Source organism: Brumimicrobium salinarum, assembly GCF_002844555.1.
GTDB lineage: Bacteria > Bacteroidota > Bacteroidia > Flavobacteriales_D > Crocinitomicaceae > Brumimicrobium > Brumimicrobium salinarum.
This window is the reverse complement of the sequence record NZ_PJNI01000003.1, coordinates 23,383-40,716: the sequence shown is the minus strand read 5'-3', so window position 1 is coordinate 40,716 and position 17,334 is coordinate 23,383. Positions and strand designations below refer to the sequence as shown.

Here is a 17,334-nt window from a genome sequence, read left to right as displayed (position 1 = left end):
TAATTCGTAATTTGTAATTAACTAATCCGCAATTGAAAAATCGTAATTCGTAATTGAAAAATTCGTAATTGTCTATCATCGCACAAAAACCCATTCATTTTCATCAGACATTTCTTCATTATAAGAATATCCATCTACATTATATCCTTTTAAATCTTCCACGTCGCTGTATTGATTTTGAATAATATCCCTTGCCATTGCTCCTCTTGCATGTTTAGCATACATCATAACAATTTTAAATTTATCACCTTTTAAATCTTTAAAAACAGGAGTAATTACCCTTGGTTTCAAGACTTTTTGATCAACCGCTTTGTAATATTCATTAGAGGCCAAATTGATAATTACTTCATCTTCTTTTGTTTCTTCATTGATGAATTCCGCAAGCTTACTCCCCCAAAACTGATATAAATTTTTCGTTTTCGGAGTTACGTTCCAACGTGTTCCCATTTCTAATCGATAGGGATACATTAAATCTAAAGGCTTTAAAATACCATAAAGTCCAGATAATATCATTAGGTCATTTTGGGCGTTTTCAAAGTCTTTATCTGAAAAAGTAGCTACATCAAGACCTTTGTAAACTTCTCCTGTAAAAACCGTAACTGCAGGTTTGGCAATGTCGTTTTCTTGCTTTGGTTTTTTCCAATCCTGGTAGCGTTTATAATTCAAATCGCTCAAGTTTTCGGAAAGCTTCATTAATTCGCCAATTTGCTTTTTCGACATTTTTTGAAGTTTCTTTGCCAAGTAATCGGCTTTGTCAATAAAATTAGCTGTTGTAACTTTTGGGGTTTTAATATCTAAATCGTAATCCAAGGATTTGGCTGGAGACAATAAAATTTTCATATCAATTTCTTTTATTTCAAATTTACAAATTTAACGCAGCTTTGTTGACTTGCAAGCATGGTTTTTTGTCTGCATAAACTGACACTATTTCTAGCTTATTGATGAAGCTCTGACAGTTTGTCTTTTAAAGCAATTTGGCAGTACTTTTGTTCAGTGCTTTTCCGGTTATAATTAATTAGGAAAATGAAGAAAAAAGATAAAGAAAAGAAAGATAAAGAAAAGGCAGTTGACCAAGAGGAAAATCAAACTGCTGAAGAAACTCAAAATACTGATGATCAAGCAGAACAAGAAAATGCAGATTCAAATGAAAATGCAGAAAGTGATAAAAAAGAGCTTTCAAAAGAAGAAGAACTTGAGATCAAGTTAGCAGAGTTGAATGATAAATACCTTCGACTTTATTCTGATTTTGAAAACTTTAGAAAAAGAACCATTCGAGAAAAAGGAGATTTAATTGCCAACGCTAGTGAAGGTGTGGTAAAAGACATGCTCCCTATTATGGATGATTTCGAAAGAGCAATTGAAAATAACCAAACTTCAGATGATCCTGAGTCTATTAAACAAGGTTTTCAGTTGATTTACAATAAATTGGATAATACTTTGAAGTCGAAAGGATTGAAAGCGATGGACAGTAAAGGAGAAACTTTTGATATCGATCATCATGAAGCAATCACTAATATTCCTGCTGATAAAAAGCAAAAAGGAAAAGTGGTTGATGTAGTTGAAAAAGGTTATTTCTTAAATGACAAAGTGCTACGATATGCTAAAGTCGTAGTGGGTCAATAAAAACAGTTATGAGTCAGAAAAGAGATTATTATGAAGTTTTAGGTGTAAGCAAATCAGCTTCTGCACCAGAAATAAAGAAAGCGTACCGTAAACTTGCGTTAAAGTACCATCCTGATAAGAATCCTGATGATACTGAAGCTGAAAATAAATTTAAGGAAGCGGCTGAAGCCTATGAAGTTTTAGCCAACGACCAAAAAAGACAACGTTATGATCAATTTGGTCATGCTGGTGTTGATGGTTCTGCCGGTGGTGGTGGCGGATTTGGAGGAATGGACATGGATGACATTTTCTCTCAATTCGGTGACATCTTCGGCGGTGGTTTCGGTGGTGGCGGTAGAAGAGGTGGCGGCGGAGCTCGCCAACGTACCGCTCGCGGAACGAATTTAAGAGTAAAGATTAAGTTATCTCTTGATGAGGTGGCAGAAGGCGTGAAGAAGAAGATTCGCGTTAACAAACTCGTAAATGCCAAAGGAGTTACTTTTAAAAACTGTCAAACTTGTAAAGGAACAGGTAGAGTTCAGCGTGTTACGCAAACTTTCTTAGGAGCGATGCAAACTGCTTCAACTTGTCCAAATTGTCAGGGAACAGGAAAAATCATTGATAAAAAACCTTCTGGAGCTGATAATCAAGGATTAGAGCGTAAAGAAGAAGTGATAGAATTAGACATTCCTGCTGGAGTAGAAGATGGAATGCAACTTTCTGTAAGTGGAAAAGGGAATGCTGGACCATTTGATGGAATTGCAGGAGACTTACTTGTCGTAATAGAAGTGAAAGATCACGAAGAGTTACGTAGAGACGGACAAAATGTACATTACGAAGCTTTTATCAACTTTGCAGATGCCGCTTTGGGTGCGAGCATTGAAGTGCCAACCATAAAAAGTAGAGCACGTATTAAGATTGAACCAGGAACGCAAAGTGGGAAAATGTTGCGTTTAAAAGGTAAAGGTCTGCCCAGTGTTCAAAATTATGGAACAGGAGATCAATTTGTGCATATCAATATTTGGACACCGCAAAAACTTTCTAAAGAAGAACAAGAAACAATTGAGAAATTTAGAGAAAGTGATAATTTCCAACCCAATCCAGACGGAAAAGAAAAAGGATTTTTTCAAAGGGTAAAAGATATGTTTAGCAACTAAGTTGTCGCTAGATTTAAAATAAGCAAAAGCATTCATTCCTATATAATGGGGTGGATGCTTTTTTTGCTTTATATTTTAATACTAAACATTCGGTGATGTATGATTGATTAATTTCACTCCAATCCTTTTGAATTATGGTTTGAATTTCTAAATTTATGAAAAATGAATGCAATGACAGAAATACAAAAAGAATATATGAGGAGAGCCATTGAGCTTTCAAGAAAAAGTTTAGCCAATGGAGGTGGACCCTTCGGAGCAGTAATTGTTAAAGACGGAAAAATTATTTCCGAGACATCTAACAGTGTAACTTTAGACAATGATCCCACCGCGCATGCCGAAGTGAATGCCATTCGAAAAGCGTGTAAGGCATTAAACTCTTTCGATCTAGCAGGCTGTGAGATATACTCTTCATGTGAGCCTTGTCCAATGTGCTTAGGGGCAATTTATTGGTCACGTTTAGATGCATTGTATTTTGGAAACACCAAAAAAGATGCTGCTGATATAGGCTTCGATGATTCTTTTATCTACGAAGAGTTAGAAATTCCCGTGGAAAAAAGACGTGTTAAGACGAGTCAGGTGATGAGAGACGAGTCGATTGTGGCGTTTCAAGAATGGGATGATAAAATGGATAAGATAGAATATTAATCCTATGTTTTTTACTGTATTTGTTAAACTCAGGTGCATTTCAGAACACCTTGTAAAGAGTGTAGACTTCGAATCATGTAATGAAAATGTATAAATCATAACTTATATCTCACTTTTTTATAAGAAAAAATCAAACATTTTTTTTAAAATTAGTATCTAAAAAAACTCAAAATAGTATTTTTGATATTGAACCGATGTAATTTTGCAATTGGTGGGTATCTAAAAATAAATAAATGAGAAACAAGAACGCCATTTTAAAACCAAGTATGTATGATAATGTAATGAAGCAATTTAATCATGCAGCAGATACAATTAAACTTGATGCCGGAATTCGAAAGATTCTATCCGCTACTAACAGTGAAATAAGTGTTCACTTTCCAGTGAAAATGGATGATGGCACGATTGAAGTTTTTAATGGTTATCGTGTTCAGCATAATAACGCTTTAGGGCCTTACAAGGGTGGGTTAAGATTTCACCCTGCAGTTGATATTGATACAGCAAGAGCATTAGCCATTTGGATGACATGGAAATCAGCACTTGCTGGTTTACCCTATGGTGGAGGGAAAGGCGGAGTTTCCATAGATCCACAAGCTTATTCAAAAAGTGAACTAGAACGAATAACCAGAAGATTTACCTACGCTTTAGGCGAAAATATTGGTCCTGATGTTGATATTCCTGCTCCAGATGTTAATACCAATCCTCAAATCATGGCTTGGATTGCAGATACTTTTGCATCAACAAAATCGCCTTCTACACGTATGTTAAACCTGCATGTTGTAACTGGTAAACCAATTGGATCAGGAGGTTTAAAAGGACGTGATCGAGCAACAGGTTTTGGCGTTGTAGCTTCAATAAAGTCATGGGCTAAACTCAAAGGTGTGGATTTGTTGAATAAGACTTTTATTGTTCAAGGATTTGGAAATGTTGGCTACTGGGCTTCTCATTTTATGACCGAATTAGGTGCTAAACTTATTGCAGTCCAAGACGCAAGTGGAACAATTTATAATGAATCAGGTATTGATTCGGAGCAACTACATGATTATGTAAGTATTAATAATGGAGATGTTTATGGTTATGAAGGTGCAAAACAATTAGAAAACAATAGTTTTTTTAAAGTCGAATGTGATATTGTTATTCCAGCGGCATTAAGTAATCAAATAACCAGTGAAAATGCTGATGAAATAAAAGCAAGTTTGATTGCTGAAGGCGCGAATGGACCAATTGATACGGAAGGTGAAAAAATTCTATTAGCCAAAGGTGTTGATATCATTCCAGATATTCTATGTAATGCGGGTGGTGTGACAGGAAGTTATTATGAATGGTTGCAAAATAAACGAAGTGAAAACTATAATATCGATACTGTTCTTGAAATGATAGAGGAAAAGTTAAGTGTCGCTTTCAGTAAAACGGTAGAAAGTGCACGTAAATATAAAACAGATTGGCGAACTGGTGCTTATTGTGTAGCTTTAGAACGTATTCAACAGACCTATCAAGAAAGAGGAGTGTTTCCTTAAGATATTCCCTCTGGCTATTTAGTATTATTTTTGTTTTTCAGTTCGAACAATAACAAAGATATCTTCATTATCGCGTTTAAAGAGTTTTTTTTCACGTGCAAAACGCTCGAGTGCCTGCGTATTATCTAGTTGTTGGAGTGTAGCCTTTGTTTCTTTAAACCGTTCTGTCAAAATAGCTCTTTCTTCTTTTAGTTGGTTGAGCTTAATTTGTTGTCTTACAATATTGAAAACATCAACATCATCTAAGAACAAGGCGTAAATTAGAAAAATCAAAAAGGTAACTTTATATTTATTTTTTAAAAACTTTAGCTGTTTCATACGTTTTCAAAGTTAGTAAATAAATAGGTTATTTGTGGAGGGAAGTATTTCATGTTATAAATGATAGGCTGTTGAAAAGAGTAGAAGTTATTGAATAATTGATAAAAAGAGCGTCGACAATTTTGCCAACGCTCTTCAATTATTTAAGAAATACTATGTTTATCCCATAAATGGATATCTGTAATCAGTTGGTGGAACGAAAGTCTCCTTAATTGTTCTTGCCGAAACCCATCTCAGAAGATTCAGTTTAGCACCAGCCTTATCGTTTGTACCCGAACCACGAGCACCACCAAAAGGTTGCTGTCCAACAACTGCTCCTGTTGGTTTGTCGTTGATGTAGAAGTTTCCAGCAGAATCTCTTAGTTTTTCTAACGCTAAGTTAATTGCATAACGATCTTGACTAATTATTGATCCTGTTAGAGCATATTCAGAAGTTTCATCTAATAGCGTCATAGTATCTTCAAATTTATCTTCATCATAAACATAAATTGTAATAACCGGACCGAAGATTTCCTCTACCATTGTTTTAAACTTAGGGTCTGTGGTTACAATTATTGTTGGATCAATAAAATACCCTTCAGATTTGTCGTAGTTTCCACCTGCAATAATCTCTGCATCTTTTGATTCTTTTGCATAATCAATATATTCTGCAATACTGTCAAATGCTTTTTCATTAATAACGGCAGTTACGAAATTCGTAGTATCCTCTGGTGAACCTATTTTAAATGAATTTACTTGTTCTAAAACCTGCGTTTTTACATCTTCCCATAAGTTGTTTGGAATATAGGCACGAGAAGCTGCAGAACATTTTTGTCCTTGGAATTCGAAAGCACCTCTAGCGATAGCTGTTGCTACTTCCAATGCTTTTGCTGAAGGATGAACCATTATAAAGTCTTTTCCTCCAGTTTCACCAACAATTCTTGGGTATGATTTATAATTTTCAATGTTATTTGCAATAGTTTTCCATAAGCTTCTAAATACACCTGTAGATCCAGTAAAATGCAATCCTGTGAAGTCTTTATGTTTAAATACAACATCACCGATATTTGAACCACCTGTAGTTACCATGTTGATAACACCAGCAGGAACACCAGCTTCTTTAAAAACCTCCATGATTACATTCGCAGAGTAAATTTGAGATTCTGCTGGTTTCCAAACAACAACATTTCCTAACATTGCAGGTGCAGATGGTAAGTTAGCCGCTATAGCCGTGAAGTTAAAAGGTGTTATGGCTAATACAAAACCTTCTAAAGGTCGCCATTCTAACCTGTTCCAAACTCCCGGAGATGATTCAGGTTGTTCCTCATAAAGTTCAGACATATACTGAACATTAAACCTGAAGAAGTCAGCTGTTTCACAAGCAGCATCGATTTCTGTTTGGTATACGTTTTTAGATTGTCCAAGCATTGTTGCTGCATTAATTTTATCACGGTATGGACCTGAAATTAAATCAGCAGCTTTTAGAAAAATACTCGCTCTTTCTTCCCACGGAAGGTTTGCCCATTTTTCTTTAGCGTTCATTGCTGCAGCGATAGCTTCTTCTACATGCTTTTTTTCACCGTAGTTATAGTGACCTAAAACTTTTTGGTGGTCATGAGGAGAGGTTAAAGGTTTCTTATTTTCAGTAGTTACTTCCTTACTACCAATATACATCGGAACTTCGATTGGTTCCTGATCGTTCATTTCTTTATATTTACCGAGAAGTGATTTTACAGCATCGGAATTTGGTTCGTATGAATTGACGGGTTCATTTACCGCTTTGGGTACTTTAAAATGTGCATTTGCCATAATATTTTCAATTTTTTGTTCATACAAAAATACGTATTCAATTGATGATTTCAAAACGTTTTATATTTCCTTAAGAGTTGTATGGGAAATAGCTGAAATCACAAATTAATTTTTGAATCTCCAGCAGATATCTCTGTTGAATTGCTTTAGTTGTGCACTTCTATTATTTCTTTAAATAAGATTTAGATAATACAAATGCATCCTGATGAATGATGATGTATTTTGTGTATTAATAGAAGGATTTTTATATTTTTGTCATATCACTATTATGAGTGCCATGAAACAATTACTAACGTTCCTTTTTGCTTTTGCAGTTTTATCTTTTGGAGAGATGAAAGCTCAAGAAAATATTGATACCTATCTTGAATCGTATGAAACCGCTAATGTAGACCACAAGCTTAAATTGTTTTTTCATTTTTACAGTAAGTTAAATACCATAGATAAAGACACTATACTTTACTACATCAATGATTTACAACGAGAAGGAGTAAAGAATAAAAGAGAGGATGTCATAGCGATGACAAATTTTGGTTTAGCTCCCTATCTTCAAAACAATTCATTGTTTGATGAAGCTTCTACTAGACTCAAAAGTGCTGTGAAATATTATAAGAAGGTTCAAAATGATACCATGCTTTCAAATTGTTATAATGTCCTTGGGAGTATCTATTTTTTAAGTGGAAATATAGATAAAGCTGAAACTTACTTTAACGAATCTTATCGTTATGGTGTAATAGCAGGTGCTGAACGCTTTCAAATGCTACCCATCTTTAACTTAGCAAGAATTAAACTTGAAAGAGGTGATTTTGAAGAAGCCAAAAAAGATTTAGAACGGTACATTTCATATCTGAAAAGAGAAAAAGGAATGACACGTAAGTTGGCGAGCGCTTTTGCTTTAATGGGGCAGCTGTATTTGAATCAACAGGAATACGACAAGGCATTAGTTAACTTTACGACAAGCATGGAGCATAGTTTGACGGTAGGCGTTTTGAAAACTGTAGCGAATGGGTATACAAACCTAGCTATTGTTGAATTTTACTCTGAAAATTATGAGCGTTCTGAACAGTATTTTCAATTGGCATTGTCTTACAGAATAAAAGATAATGATAAGTATTATATTGCTGAAGGATATTATAATTTAGGTGATTATTATATGGGGGTAAACTTGATGGATTCTGCTTTGATAAATTACCAAAGGTCTTTAAAGGTGGGAGAAGAGTTTGGAAACTTGGTGGTGCAAAAAGATGCCTTACTTCAAATTAGCAATGTGTATGAAACGTTAGGTAATACTGATTTACAAATTGCAACGCTTAAGGAGATTATAAAACTTCAGGACGAATTAAAAAAAGAACAAAAATCTAAAGATTTAATGGCTTTAAAAGTAAGTCATGATCAATCATTAACAGAGGTTCTCAATAATGGAGATATAAGAGAAGAAGAATTAAAAAGCCAAGTAGTAAGATACAATGCTATTTTTAATAATTGGCTTATTGTTGGCGGCTTTATACTATTGGGTAGCATTGTTATCGTTTTTTTGCTTCTCAGAAAAAGAAATAATTAACAATCTTTCTTCCATATTTTCATTAGTTTTAAGTTTTGAGTCATTTAATAAATTTCTGGAATGGAAGAAAAAGAAGCGACATTTGGCGCAGGATGTTTTTGGTGTGTAGAGGCAATTTTTGACCAATTAAAAGGTGTAAAGAGCGTGAAGCCAGGATATGCAGGAGGACATATTAAAAATCCAGCATATCGTGAAGTTTGCTCAGGCAGAACAGGTCATGCTGAAGTTGTTCGAATTAATTATGATGCAGAAATTGTTTCATTTCAAAAATTATTAGAAGTCTTTTGGTCAGTACACGATCCAACGACTTTGAATCGTCAGGGAAATGATATAGGAACACAATATCGTTCGGTTATATTCTACCATAATGATGAACAAAAAAAAGCAGCGGAGACTTTCAAAGAAAAACTTGCTGCATCAGGTGCATTTAACCAGCCTATCGTAACAGAGATTACACCTATCAATAATTACTTTGATGCAGAAGAAGATCACAGAGATTACTACTTGAATAATCCAGAACAAGGATATTGCCAAATGGTTGTAAAACCAAAAGTAGAAAAGTTTAAAGCTGCGTTTAACGATGTAATTAAGTAGGTTATAATTCTTATGTAAACACATGCAAAATACATCGGTGAACCTTTCTTTGTGTTTATCTTAAAAGCTTATTCTTTTTGCATTACACCGATAAACATGAGTAAGTCATAGGAAAAGTGTGCAGCAACACAAAACCATAAACCGAATACATCATAGGCATACGAAATAAGTAGGATAAATGGAAATAAGAGAATACCTATTGCGTTTTTCTTGAGAGAGAAAGGGCTGAAGTAACCATGAATAGCAATAAAGAGAAAAGAGGTTAGCCATGGCCCCAAGAATGTCTGTAGACCTGCTCTAAAAAGAATTTCTTCACCAAAGCCAGCACAAAATGACATGAATATAACATCAGGCCATTTTAGGTTTAGATTTTTCAACATTCTTGTTTGTGGTTTGGACATTTCTTCAAACATTGGAAGTTGAGTAATGGCAATTACTACAAAGCCATATAAAAACCCAAATTCGAGTCCTAATAATGTCATTGGAGATACGATTTTGTCTAGTTCAAATACAGATAAAAGGTTTATATTTGAGAAAAACCAAAGTAAGAGCAAACCAATTGCGGGGAAAAGTAAAAGGGTAATTATGCTTAGTAGGTAAAATTGTAATTTTGGACGCATAGTTTTTATTACTTTTGTTCAAAAATAAGTAAAACAATGAAGGCAATCATTTTAAATTGGATTAAATCATTTTACGGTTTAGAAAATTCAGCATCTACTGAAGAATTATTAAATAATTCAGCGTTTCAAAGTCATGAATTTTTTTGGATGTTAGGTCTATTAGTGGCAATGGCTGTGTTATCTGTTGTTATATGGTTTTTTACGCGTCAAGTGCTTTTAGCGCTTATAAAAACGGTGGCATATAAAAGTAAGACCAAACTAGACGACCTATTGGTTGAGAAAAAGTTTTTTAGTGCTTTAGCTCATATACTTCCTTTATTGTTTATGGATTTCTTCTTTTCCATTGTCTTTTTCTCCTATCCACAAACATACGAATACTCAATACGGTTAAATGATTTTTTAATTGTTTTAGCAATTCTGGTAAGTGTAAGAAGGTTTTTTAACGCGCTTCGGGTAGTTTTAGAAGAAAAACCATATTTTAAAGACAAGCCTATTGGAGCATACATCCAAACGGTTAAGTTAATTATTACGATTGTTTTTGTTGTTATTTTGCTTTCTGTAATTACAAAACAATCTCCTTTATTTTTCCTTACATCTTTGGGAGCAATGACAGCGGTGTTGTTGTTAGTTTTTAAGGATACTATTTTAGGCTTTGTAGGAAGTATTCAAATCTCAGCAAATGATATGTTGCGCATTGGAGATTGGGTGACCATGGAGAGATATGGTGCAGATGGTGATGTGATCGAAATCAATCTAACTACCGTTAAAGTGCAAAATTTTGATAAAACAATTACAACAATTCCAACCTATAGTTTTATAGCAGATAGTTTTAAGAACTGGAGAGGTATGTCAAATTCTGGGGGGAGAAGAATCAAACGTTCATTAAATATTAAAATTGATACGGTTAAATTCGCTGATGACGCAATGATTGATCGACTTTCAAAAGTTAAATTGTTTTCAGATTTTGTGATAGAACAACAAAAAGAAGTAGAACAATATAATGCTGAACACGGTTTGGTTGATGAATATCAGTTGAATGCTAGAAGGCCTACTAACGTTGGACTGTTTCGTAACTATGTTGAATATTACTTAAAAAATAACAACGCATTAAATCAAGAAATGTCTTTAATGGTTAGACAATTACAACCAACTTCAAAAGGTTTGCCAATTGAATTGTATTGTTTCTCCAAGACCAAAGTATGGGCAGAGTATGAGGTGGTTATCGCCGACATTTTTGATCATCTTTTTGCTGTTGTTAAGCGTTTTGATTTGGAGATATCGGAAGAAATCACGGGGTCAGACCTACGAAGTAAACTTCAAAACTAGCGCTACATTTTTTGAATAACAAAATCTGTTCTTCTGTTTTTTCTTTTATTTTCTGAGCTGGTGTTAGGAACTTTTGGTTGTGTTTGGCCATAGCCTCTTGCATTCAATCTGTTTTTTGAAATACCATTTTGTATTAAAAAATCCATAACACCTTGCGCTCTTCTTTCTGATAGTTCAAGATTTCTTTGTGGATCACCTTCATTATCGGTATGACCTTGAATGAGTATTGTAATGTCTTGATTGTCTTTTAAAAATCGTCCAAACTGTTTTAGAATAAACTTTGCTCGCTCAGAAAGTTCTGATGATGCTGTTGAATATAAAATATCATTAATAGTGTAGGGTTCACCGATTTTAATTTTTTTAACCTCCATGTTTTTTGAATGTATGGTTTTCCCTTCAGCAAGTATTTCCTTGGTGATGATTTTAGAGTCAAAAGCGTGGCCTTCTTTTTTAACATTAAGCATAACATCTTCCGATTCGTCGGTTTTTACGATTGCAGCATATTTCCCGTCATTTCCATTCACTCTAACTTTTTCAACACGATCAGAATTAGCATAAGAAACCTCTATTTCAACATCTTCTATGGGTTCGTTGTTCTCTGCAGTCAATTGTCCTTTTACTACGACAACAGATTTAGGACGTGCCTCTTCATAAAGTTCAAATGAATAAATATTCCAAGTTCCTTTTTGTCTTGAAGAGAAAAAAGCTTCCTTTCCATCGATTGAGACGAATAACCCGATTTCATCATTCTCTGTATTAATTGGATATCCTATATTTTTCGGTTTAGTCCACTGACCATTTTCTTTTTTGCGGATGTAGAAAATATCAGTTCCTCCCAATCCTTTTCTACTTTCAGATACACTAGAAATAAAATAAAAAGTTTCACTGTCTTGATGAAAAAATGGACTTTTATCTTTACCGGGAGTATTAACTTCTGAAAAAGGTTGTGCAGGACCCCATGTTCCATCTTGTAATCTTTCAGAATAAAAAATATCATCATTTTGAGTGGATGGTCTATTAGCCGCAAAGTATAGTGTATTACCATCTGCAGATAAAGTTGGTTGTCCTTCCCAACCATCATTTGTGTTTATTCCAGTTCCTAAATTTTTAAAATCTGACCAAATATAATCGTTTCCACCTTCGCCTGTTCTTTCATAATATGTGGTGTATAAGTCACAATTACGGTATATTTGTCCGCGTACTTTTTCATCACGACAGGCACAAAATATCATTTCTTTATTATCCACCGATAATGTTGCTGCTCCATAACTATCGAAGTATCCATCATTAAAAGGCGCACCAATAGGAGCTCCATTGTCAAACAATGCATTCATGTTTTTTCTTTTTGACCAAGTAAACTCCTCTCTAATATCTGAAATAATATCTCCACGTGAGGTTCTATCCATTTTACGGGTATAGAATATCAGCTCGTTGTCTGGTGAAATCATAGGAAAGTATTCATCTCTAGAAGTACTTACATTCTTAACTAAATTAGGCTCAAAAGGAACAGCGTTTTCATAGAACGATTGCTCTTCTTCGAATAAAGCAATAACTTCTGCAACATCATTGAGTCTTTTGCTGTGATCTTCTGCAAAACGGTCCATGTCATTATGTTCGTATGCTTGAAACTTTCTGAAATATTTGATAGCTTCTTTTTGCTGATCAAAGCTGTAATTGATAATCCCCAGATAATAGAAGCAATTTGAATGATAATTTGAACATCTTTTTAATGTTTTTTTAAATAACTGCTCCGCAACCTTCATGTAGTTGTCACCTTTTTTTGGGTTGGGAGATCTTTCATACATTTCTAAAGCACTATTGTAGGCATACATTGCAAATTCGTAGTATGGAGTAGCATTATCAGGTTCATTATCGATTGCATCATTAAAAAGTAAAGATGCTTCGGCAGGTGGTAGACCTTTTGTTTTGTCTAATAATTTTTGTGTTTTTTTCTTTGGAGGTAAACATGATTCATCCTCAACTTGGGCAGTGTTTTCAAAAGAAAATAAAAATATAAAAAACGCAAGTGTGTAAAGTTTATTCATTTCAATAGTGATATTAATTCACAATATTCGGTATCTTAAAAGTAACGTTATTCAGGGTGAAATGTTACACTTTTTGATGAAAAAATGTGTCTTACGTCACAACTTGATCAGCTTTAAAAAATTGGTCATTCAAATGGTGTATGCGGAGATGATAAATAAATTTCTTTGGAGTGGCTGTAAAAAATAGATCTATATCTCTATAAATAAGGTATGAATCATAGAGCAACTCTCAGTATATGTATTTATAGCGATAAGAATGAGGGGAAGTTTTGATTTACAAGGCGTTTTTCTGTATGTTTTGTTTTAAAAAAAGAAAACCCCAATGGTCAAATCATATTTATTAGTGTACTAATAACGATTATGAATTAACCAGTGGGGTAATGCTTGAGAATTATTTTTTATACTATCGAAGCAGGTTAACATGTCCTTGCATCACATGTCGTTTGTCTTTTCCTGTTTCTTTAAATATTATTTTCCATATATAAGTACCATCTTTAACCGGACCTGAACGATCAGTTCCATAAGATCCATCCCAACCAACGGAAGCATTATTGGATTCAAAAACAATTTCGCCCCATCGATTAAAAATCTTCATATTGAATGTGTAAGGATCAAATCCTGATGTAAATTGAGGTTGGAAAGTTTCATTGTAATCATCACGATCTGGGGTAAATGTATTGGGAACATAAAGTACGAGTCGATCATTCACACGTACAGCAGAAAAAGCTGTGTCAATACATCCTTCATGGGTAGAAGCAATCAATCGCATTGGATATTCTTCAGGTACTGGAGCGAATTCAAATTCAGGTTCAAACTCATTCTGTATCCCATGTTTAAAAACAGTCCATTCGTAACTATCTGCATACATTGAATTATTGGTAGTTTGAATTACTGGGTCCAATACATCGATTTCCGCAGGAGAATATGTGAAATTAGCGATAGGATTATGATAAACATTGATGTAATTTGTTTCTTCATGTGTATCAATACATCCGTGATTGGTTGTAACTGTTAATTTAACACCGTAAGTCGCTGTGTTTCCTGTATTATTTTTAATGCAGTCACTCCAATTTGGGGATGTAGAAGAATAACTTCGACCATCACTTAATTCCCATTCATAATTTGAAATTGTAGCTGGCGCGTTTACAGTCGATGTTGAGTTAATATTGAAACAAACTGGAGAACAACTTGTCAATTCTGTTCCAGTAAAGTCTGCAACAGGTTTAGGATGTACAGTAACTATGATTGTTGAGTCATAAGTACAGCCGTTGTTAGAAGTAACCTCTAAATTCACGTTATACGATCCATCAGATGTATAGGTATGTGTTGGATTAGGTAATGTAGATGAATTCCCATCTAGAAAATCCCAATTCCAAGCTACTATTGAATTAGATGTGTTTTGGTTTGAAATCGTTGAAATATCATTGAATTCTGTTGCAAAATTTAAACAAACATCTGTTGGCGTGAAGTTTACATTTGGTAAAGGCCATACCACAGAATTGGTTTCAAAGGTATCTTTACATCCAAAGTTTGAAGTTACGATTAAAGTTGTTGGATATACGTTTTCTCCGGCATATTGATGAGTTGGAGATGCGTTCGTAGCTGAGTTTCCATCCCCAAAATCCCAGTACCAATCATTAATAACATCACCATCGATATCATTAATTGATGAAAGGTCGGTGTAAATCGAAGATGTATTATAGCATGTCGGATCTACCGAGAATTCTGCGTTTGGTTTAGCATAAGCTATTACTGTTTTAGAAGTAGAGCTTTCGCAGCCATCAATTGTATTTACGATTAATTCAACATCATAAGTTCCTGGATTAGCATAGAGGTGATCTGGATGCTCAGCTGAATTGATTGCTGTTCCATCATCAAAATTCCATTCAAACAAAGTTGCATTGGGTGATGAGGTGTTTTGAAATGATATATCATCATAAAAACAATCATTGGTAAACGTGAAATCCGCATTCGGTAATTGGAAGATCTCTATTGGCTTTGTAATTTGATCAACACATCCTTGATCTGTTGTTGTTTCTAGAATTACATTGTAAACTCCATGCGTTGCGTACGTGTTTTGTGGGTTTTGTGTATTTGCAGTACCGCCGTCCGCAAAATCCCAGTTCCATGTAGTTATATTTCCTCCAACTGGCACCGTTGTAAGGTCAGTAAAAGACGTTGGATCGCCTAAGCATAATGGGTTTGCATTAAAATCGATTACAGGAAGTGGATGAACTGTCATTGATTGTGTTATTTGATCTGTACAACCATGATTTGTAGTCACCAATAAATTCACATCGTAAGTTCCGTAACCATTGAAGTCATGTGATACATTTTGATTGGTATATTCAATTGATCCATTTGTGTTTATATCCCAATCATAATTGGTAATGTTTGCTGGAGCATCCACTGTGGATGTTGAATTGAGCGTTGTATTTACATCTTCACAAACTTCTGTAAAAGTAAATGAAGCAACGGGTAATGGTCGAACAGTAATATCTGCATTTTCTGTTGTAGTACAGCCGTCCAGTGTATAGGTTACCCCATAATTACTTGTATTTGCAGGTGTGTGACTAATAGATTGTGTTACTTCACCGTTTGGCGTCCATAAGTAGGTTCCTCCAGGTAAATCTGGTGTAGCAGTTAAAGTAGCTGTTTCACCTTCACATATTTCTTGAGGAACAATTGTTATGTCAGGTACAGGATTCACAGTTATATCAACAGATTCTGAATAAGTACAACCTGAGATTTCATAATCAATGGTGTAGGTATTTACACCTAAACTTGGAGTAACTGTTTCACTGTTTGTTGTTCCGATATTAGGCGTCCATGTGAAATTACCTCCAGGTACATCTGGTGTAGCTGTTATTGTAGTGCTTTCACCGTCACAAATTGTTTCATCGACAAGATTTAATATTGTAGGTTGTGGATTAACCGTAACAGTTCCAGTTTCATTAACTTCACAACCGTTTAAAATATATCTTAAATTATAGGTTGTTGTCGTAGCTGGTGAAACATTTATTAAATCTGCTGTTGTTTGACCTGTTGGAGTCCACAAATATGTACCACCGGGAATATCTACAGTACTGGTTAAACCTGTAGACTGACCTTCACAAATCGTTGCATTACTAATTGTTAAAACAGGCCTTGGTTCTACAGTTACACAAACAGGAGCAGAATATGCCGTAGGGCCACATCCACTAACTTCAGCACGAAAACACATGTCTGTATTTAAAGGTGGACTGACGGCATTTGCTGTTGTTGCACCTGGAATATTTGTCCAGGGACCACCTGGATTCTGTGAACTTTGCCATTGTATATTTCCATCATGTCCTGTTAAGGATAAATTGGCAGTTTCTCCCATACAGACGACTCCAGGGTTTGCACTAGCGGTACCTGGAACAGGTGTGGGAAGTACATTAACGGTAATAGACTCTGTTCTTGTGAGGTTACTACATTGCTCTGTAACAGTTACAGTATAAGTTGTTGTTACAGTTGGACAAACTGTTGTGGAAGCACTATTACCACCATGTGACCAATCATAAAGTGGAGCTAAACCACATCCTCCGACTACAGAGGCAGTAAGTGTTACACAATCTCCAATACAAACAGAAGGATTATTTGGTGCAACAGCAACTTGAAGTGGGTCTACAGTTCCTGGAACCGTAAACGGCATAGGAGCAGTCCATGGACCAACCTCACCATTATGATTTTCTCGCATTCTAACTTGATACTGAATTCCGGGACATAATGATGAATAAGGAATCGTTACCCATGGATACTGAACCTGAACACAATTTGGTTTTAAAATTTGTGCAGATTGGAAATATGGATATGTCGATAAAGGACCATGAAACCCTGGATTAAAAGGGGCTCCGTCAAAAGGCTCACCTATACAACGTACTTCAACGTCCATCCAATATTCGTCACATCCACAGGTAACAGCGTTAGAAGAGGCTGTTACCCTAATGGCACCAGCTATAGGATCTGAAATTGGGTTAATTAAGGCAAGTGCGTGACAAGCCGTTACTTCATAGCTAATCAATGAGAAAGAAAGTATCAAAAATATGTTGCGTAGTAGTTTCATAGTATTTATTTTTTTGCGTTAAAAAAGTAAATGTGAGTCTTGTATTGAGAACGAAAGTAAAACTAATGTGGTTGCTTTAA

13 protein-coding genes are annotated in these 17,334 nt (G+C 34.9%); 7 read left to right on the top strand and 6 right to left on the bottom strand.

The window, feature by feature from the left end; all coding sequences use genetic code 11:
- Positions 1-75: 75 nt before the first annotated feature.
- Complete coding sequence (gene yaaA / locus CW751_RS04470; protein ID WP_101333798.1) at positions 76-840, bottom strand: peroxide stress protein YaaA; 765 nt, start codon at positions 838-840, stop codon at positions 76-78.
- A gap of 183 nt (positions 841-1,023) precedes the next feature.
- Between yaaA and grpE the strand changes: the two genes are divergently transcribed.
- The 4 genes from grpE (at position 1,024) to CW751_RS04450 (ending at position 4,918) form a co-directional block, all read left to right on the top strand.
- A complete protein-coding gene (gene grpE, locus CW751_RS04465) occupies positions 1,024-1,623 on the top strand; it encodes a nucleotide exchange factor GrpE (RefSeq protein ID WP_101333797.1) in 600 nt (199 codons plus the stop codon).
- A gap of 8 nt (positions 1,624-1,631) precedes the next feature.
- Positions 1,632-2,759: a molecular chaperone DnaJ gene (dnaJ, locus tag CW751_RS04460; protein WP_101333796.1), complete on the top strand. Its 1,128-nt coding sequence runs from the start codon at positions 1,632-1,634 to the stop codon at positions 2,757-2,759.
- Positions 2,760-2,930: 171 nt separating this feature from the next.
- Positions 2,931-3,404 (top strand): nucleoside deaminase, encoded by a 474-nt coding sequence (locus CW751_RS04455; RefSeq protein WP_101333981.1) that lies wholly within the window; start codon positions 2,931-2,933, stop codon positions 3,402-3,404.
- A 233-nt stretch (positions 3,405-3,637) separates the two neighbouring features.
- On the top strand, positions 3,638-4,918 hold the full coding sequence (locus CW751_RS04450; protein ID WP_240612530.1) for a Glu/Leu/Phe/Val family dehydrogenase: 1,281 nt from the start codon (positions 3,638-3,640) through the stop codon (positions 4,916-4,918).
- 24 nt (positions 4,919-4,942) lie between these two features.
- On the opposite strand, the gene CW751_RS04445 is transcribed toward CW751_RS04450, so the two are convergent.
- Both CW751_RS04445 and pruA read right to left on the bottom strand, forming a co-directional pair.
- A complete protein-coding gene (locus CW751_RS04445) occupies positions 4,943-5,236 on the bottom strand; it encodes an FtsB family cell division protein (protein WP_101333795.1) in 294 nt (97 codons plus the stop codon).
- 159 nt (positions 5,237-5,395) lie between these two features.
- On the bottom strand, positions 5,396-7,024 hold the full coding sequence (pruA, locus tag CW751_RS04440; protein ID WP_101333794.1) for an L-glutamate gamma-semialdehyde dehydrogenase: 1,629 nt from the start codon (positions 7,022-7,024) through the stop codon (positions 5,396-5,398).
- A 277-nt stretch (positions 7,025-7,301) separates the two neighbouring features.
- Between pruA and CW751_RS04435 the strand changes: the two genes are divergently transcribed.
- Complete coding sequence (locus CW751_RS04435) at positions 7,302-8,582, top strand: tetratricopeptide repeat protein (RefSeq protein WP_165779218.1); 1,281 nt, start codon at positions 7,302-7,304, stop codon at positions 8,580-8,582.
- Positions 8,583-8,642: 60 nt separating this feature from the next.
- Positions 8,643-9,176 carry a peptide-methionine (S)-S-oxide reductase MsrA gene (gene msrA / locus CW751_RS04430; protein WP_101333792.1) on the top strand — a complete coding sequence of 178 codons (534 nt, stop codon included), beginning with the start codon at positions 8,643-8,645 and terminating at the stop codon, positions 9,174-9,176.
- Positions 9,177-9,244: 68 nt separating this feature from the next.
- Here msrA and CW751_RS04425 read toward each other — a convergent pair whose 3' ends face one another.
- Positions 9,245-9,796: a CPBP family intramembrane glutamic endopeptidase gene (locus tag CW751_RS04425; RefSeq protein WP_101333791.1), complete on the bottom strand. Its 552-nt coding sequence runs from the start codon at positions 9,794-9,796 to the stop codon at positions 9,245-9,247.
- 36 nt (positions 9,797-9,832) lie between these two features.
- Here CW751_RS04425 and CW751_RS04420 point away from each other — a divergent pair, with 36 nt between their 5' ends.
- Entirely contained in the window at positions 9,833-11,122 is a 1,290-nt protein-coding gene (locus CW751_RS04420; RefSeq protein ID WP_101333790.1) for a mechanosensitive ion channel family protein, read from the top strand.
- 2 nt (positions 11,123-11,124) lie between these two features.
- Here CW751_RS04420 and CW751_RS04415 read toward each other — a convergent pair whose 3' ends face one another.
- On the bottom strand, positions 11,125-13,167 hold the full coding sequence (locus CW751_RS04415) for an OmpA family protein (protein WP_101333789.1): 2,043 nt from the start codon (positions 13,165-13,167) through the stop codon (positions 11,125-11,127).
- A gap of 403 nt (positions 13,168-13,570) precedes the next feature.
- The gene (locus tag CW751_RS04410) at positions 13,571-17,254 is read right to left on the bottom strand and encodes a PKD domain-containing protein (RefSeq protein ID WP_101333788.1); all 3,684 of its coding nucleotides are present in this window, start codon (positions 17,252-17,254) and stop codon (positions 13,571-13,573) included.
- Positions 17,255-17,334: the final 80 nt, after the last annotated feature.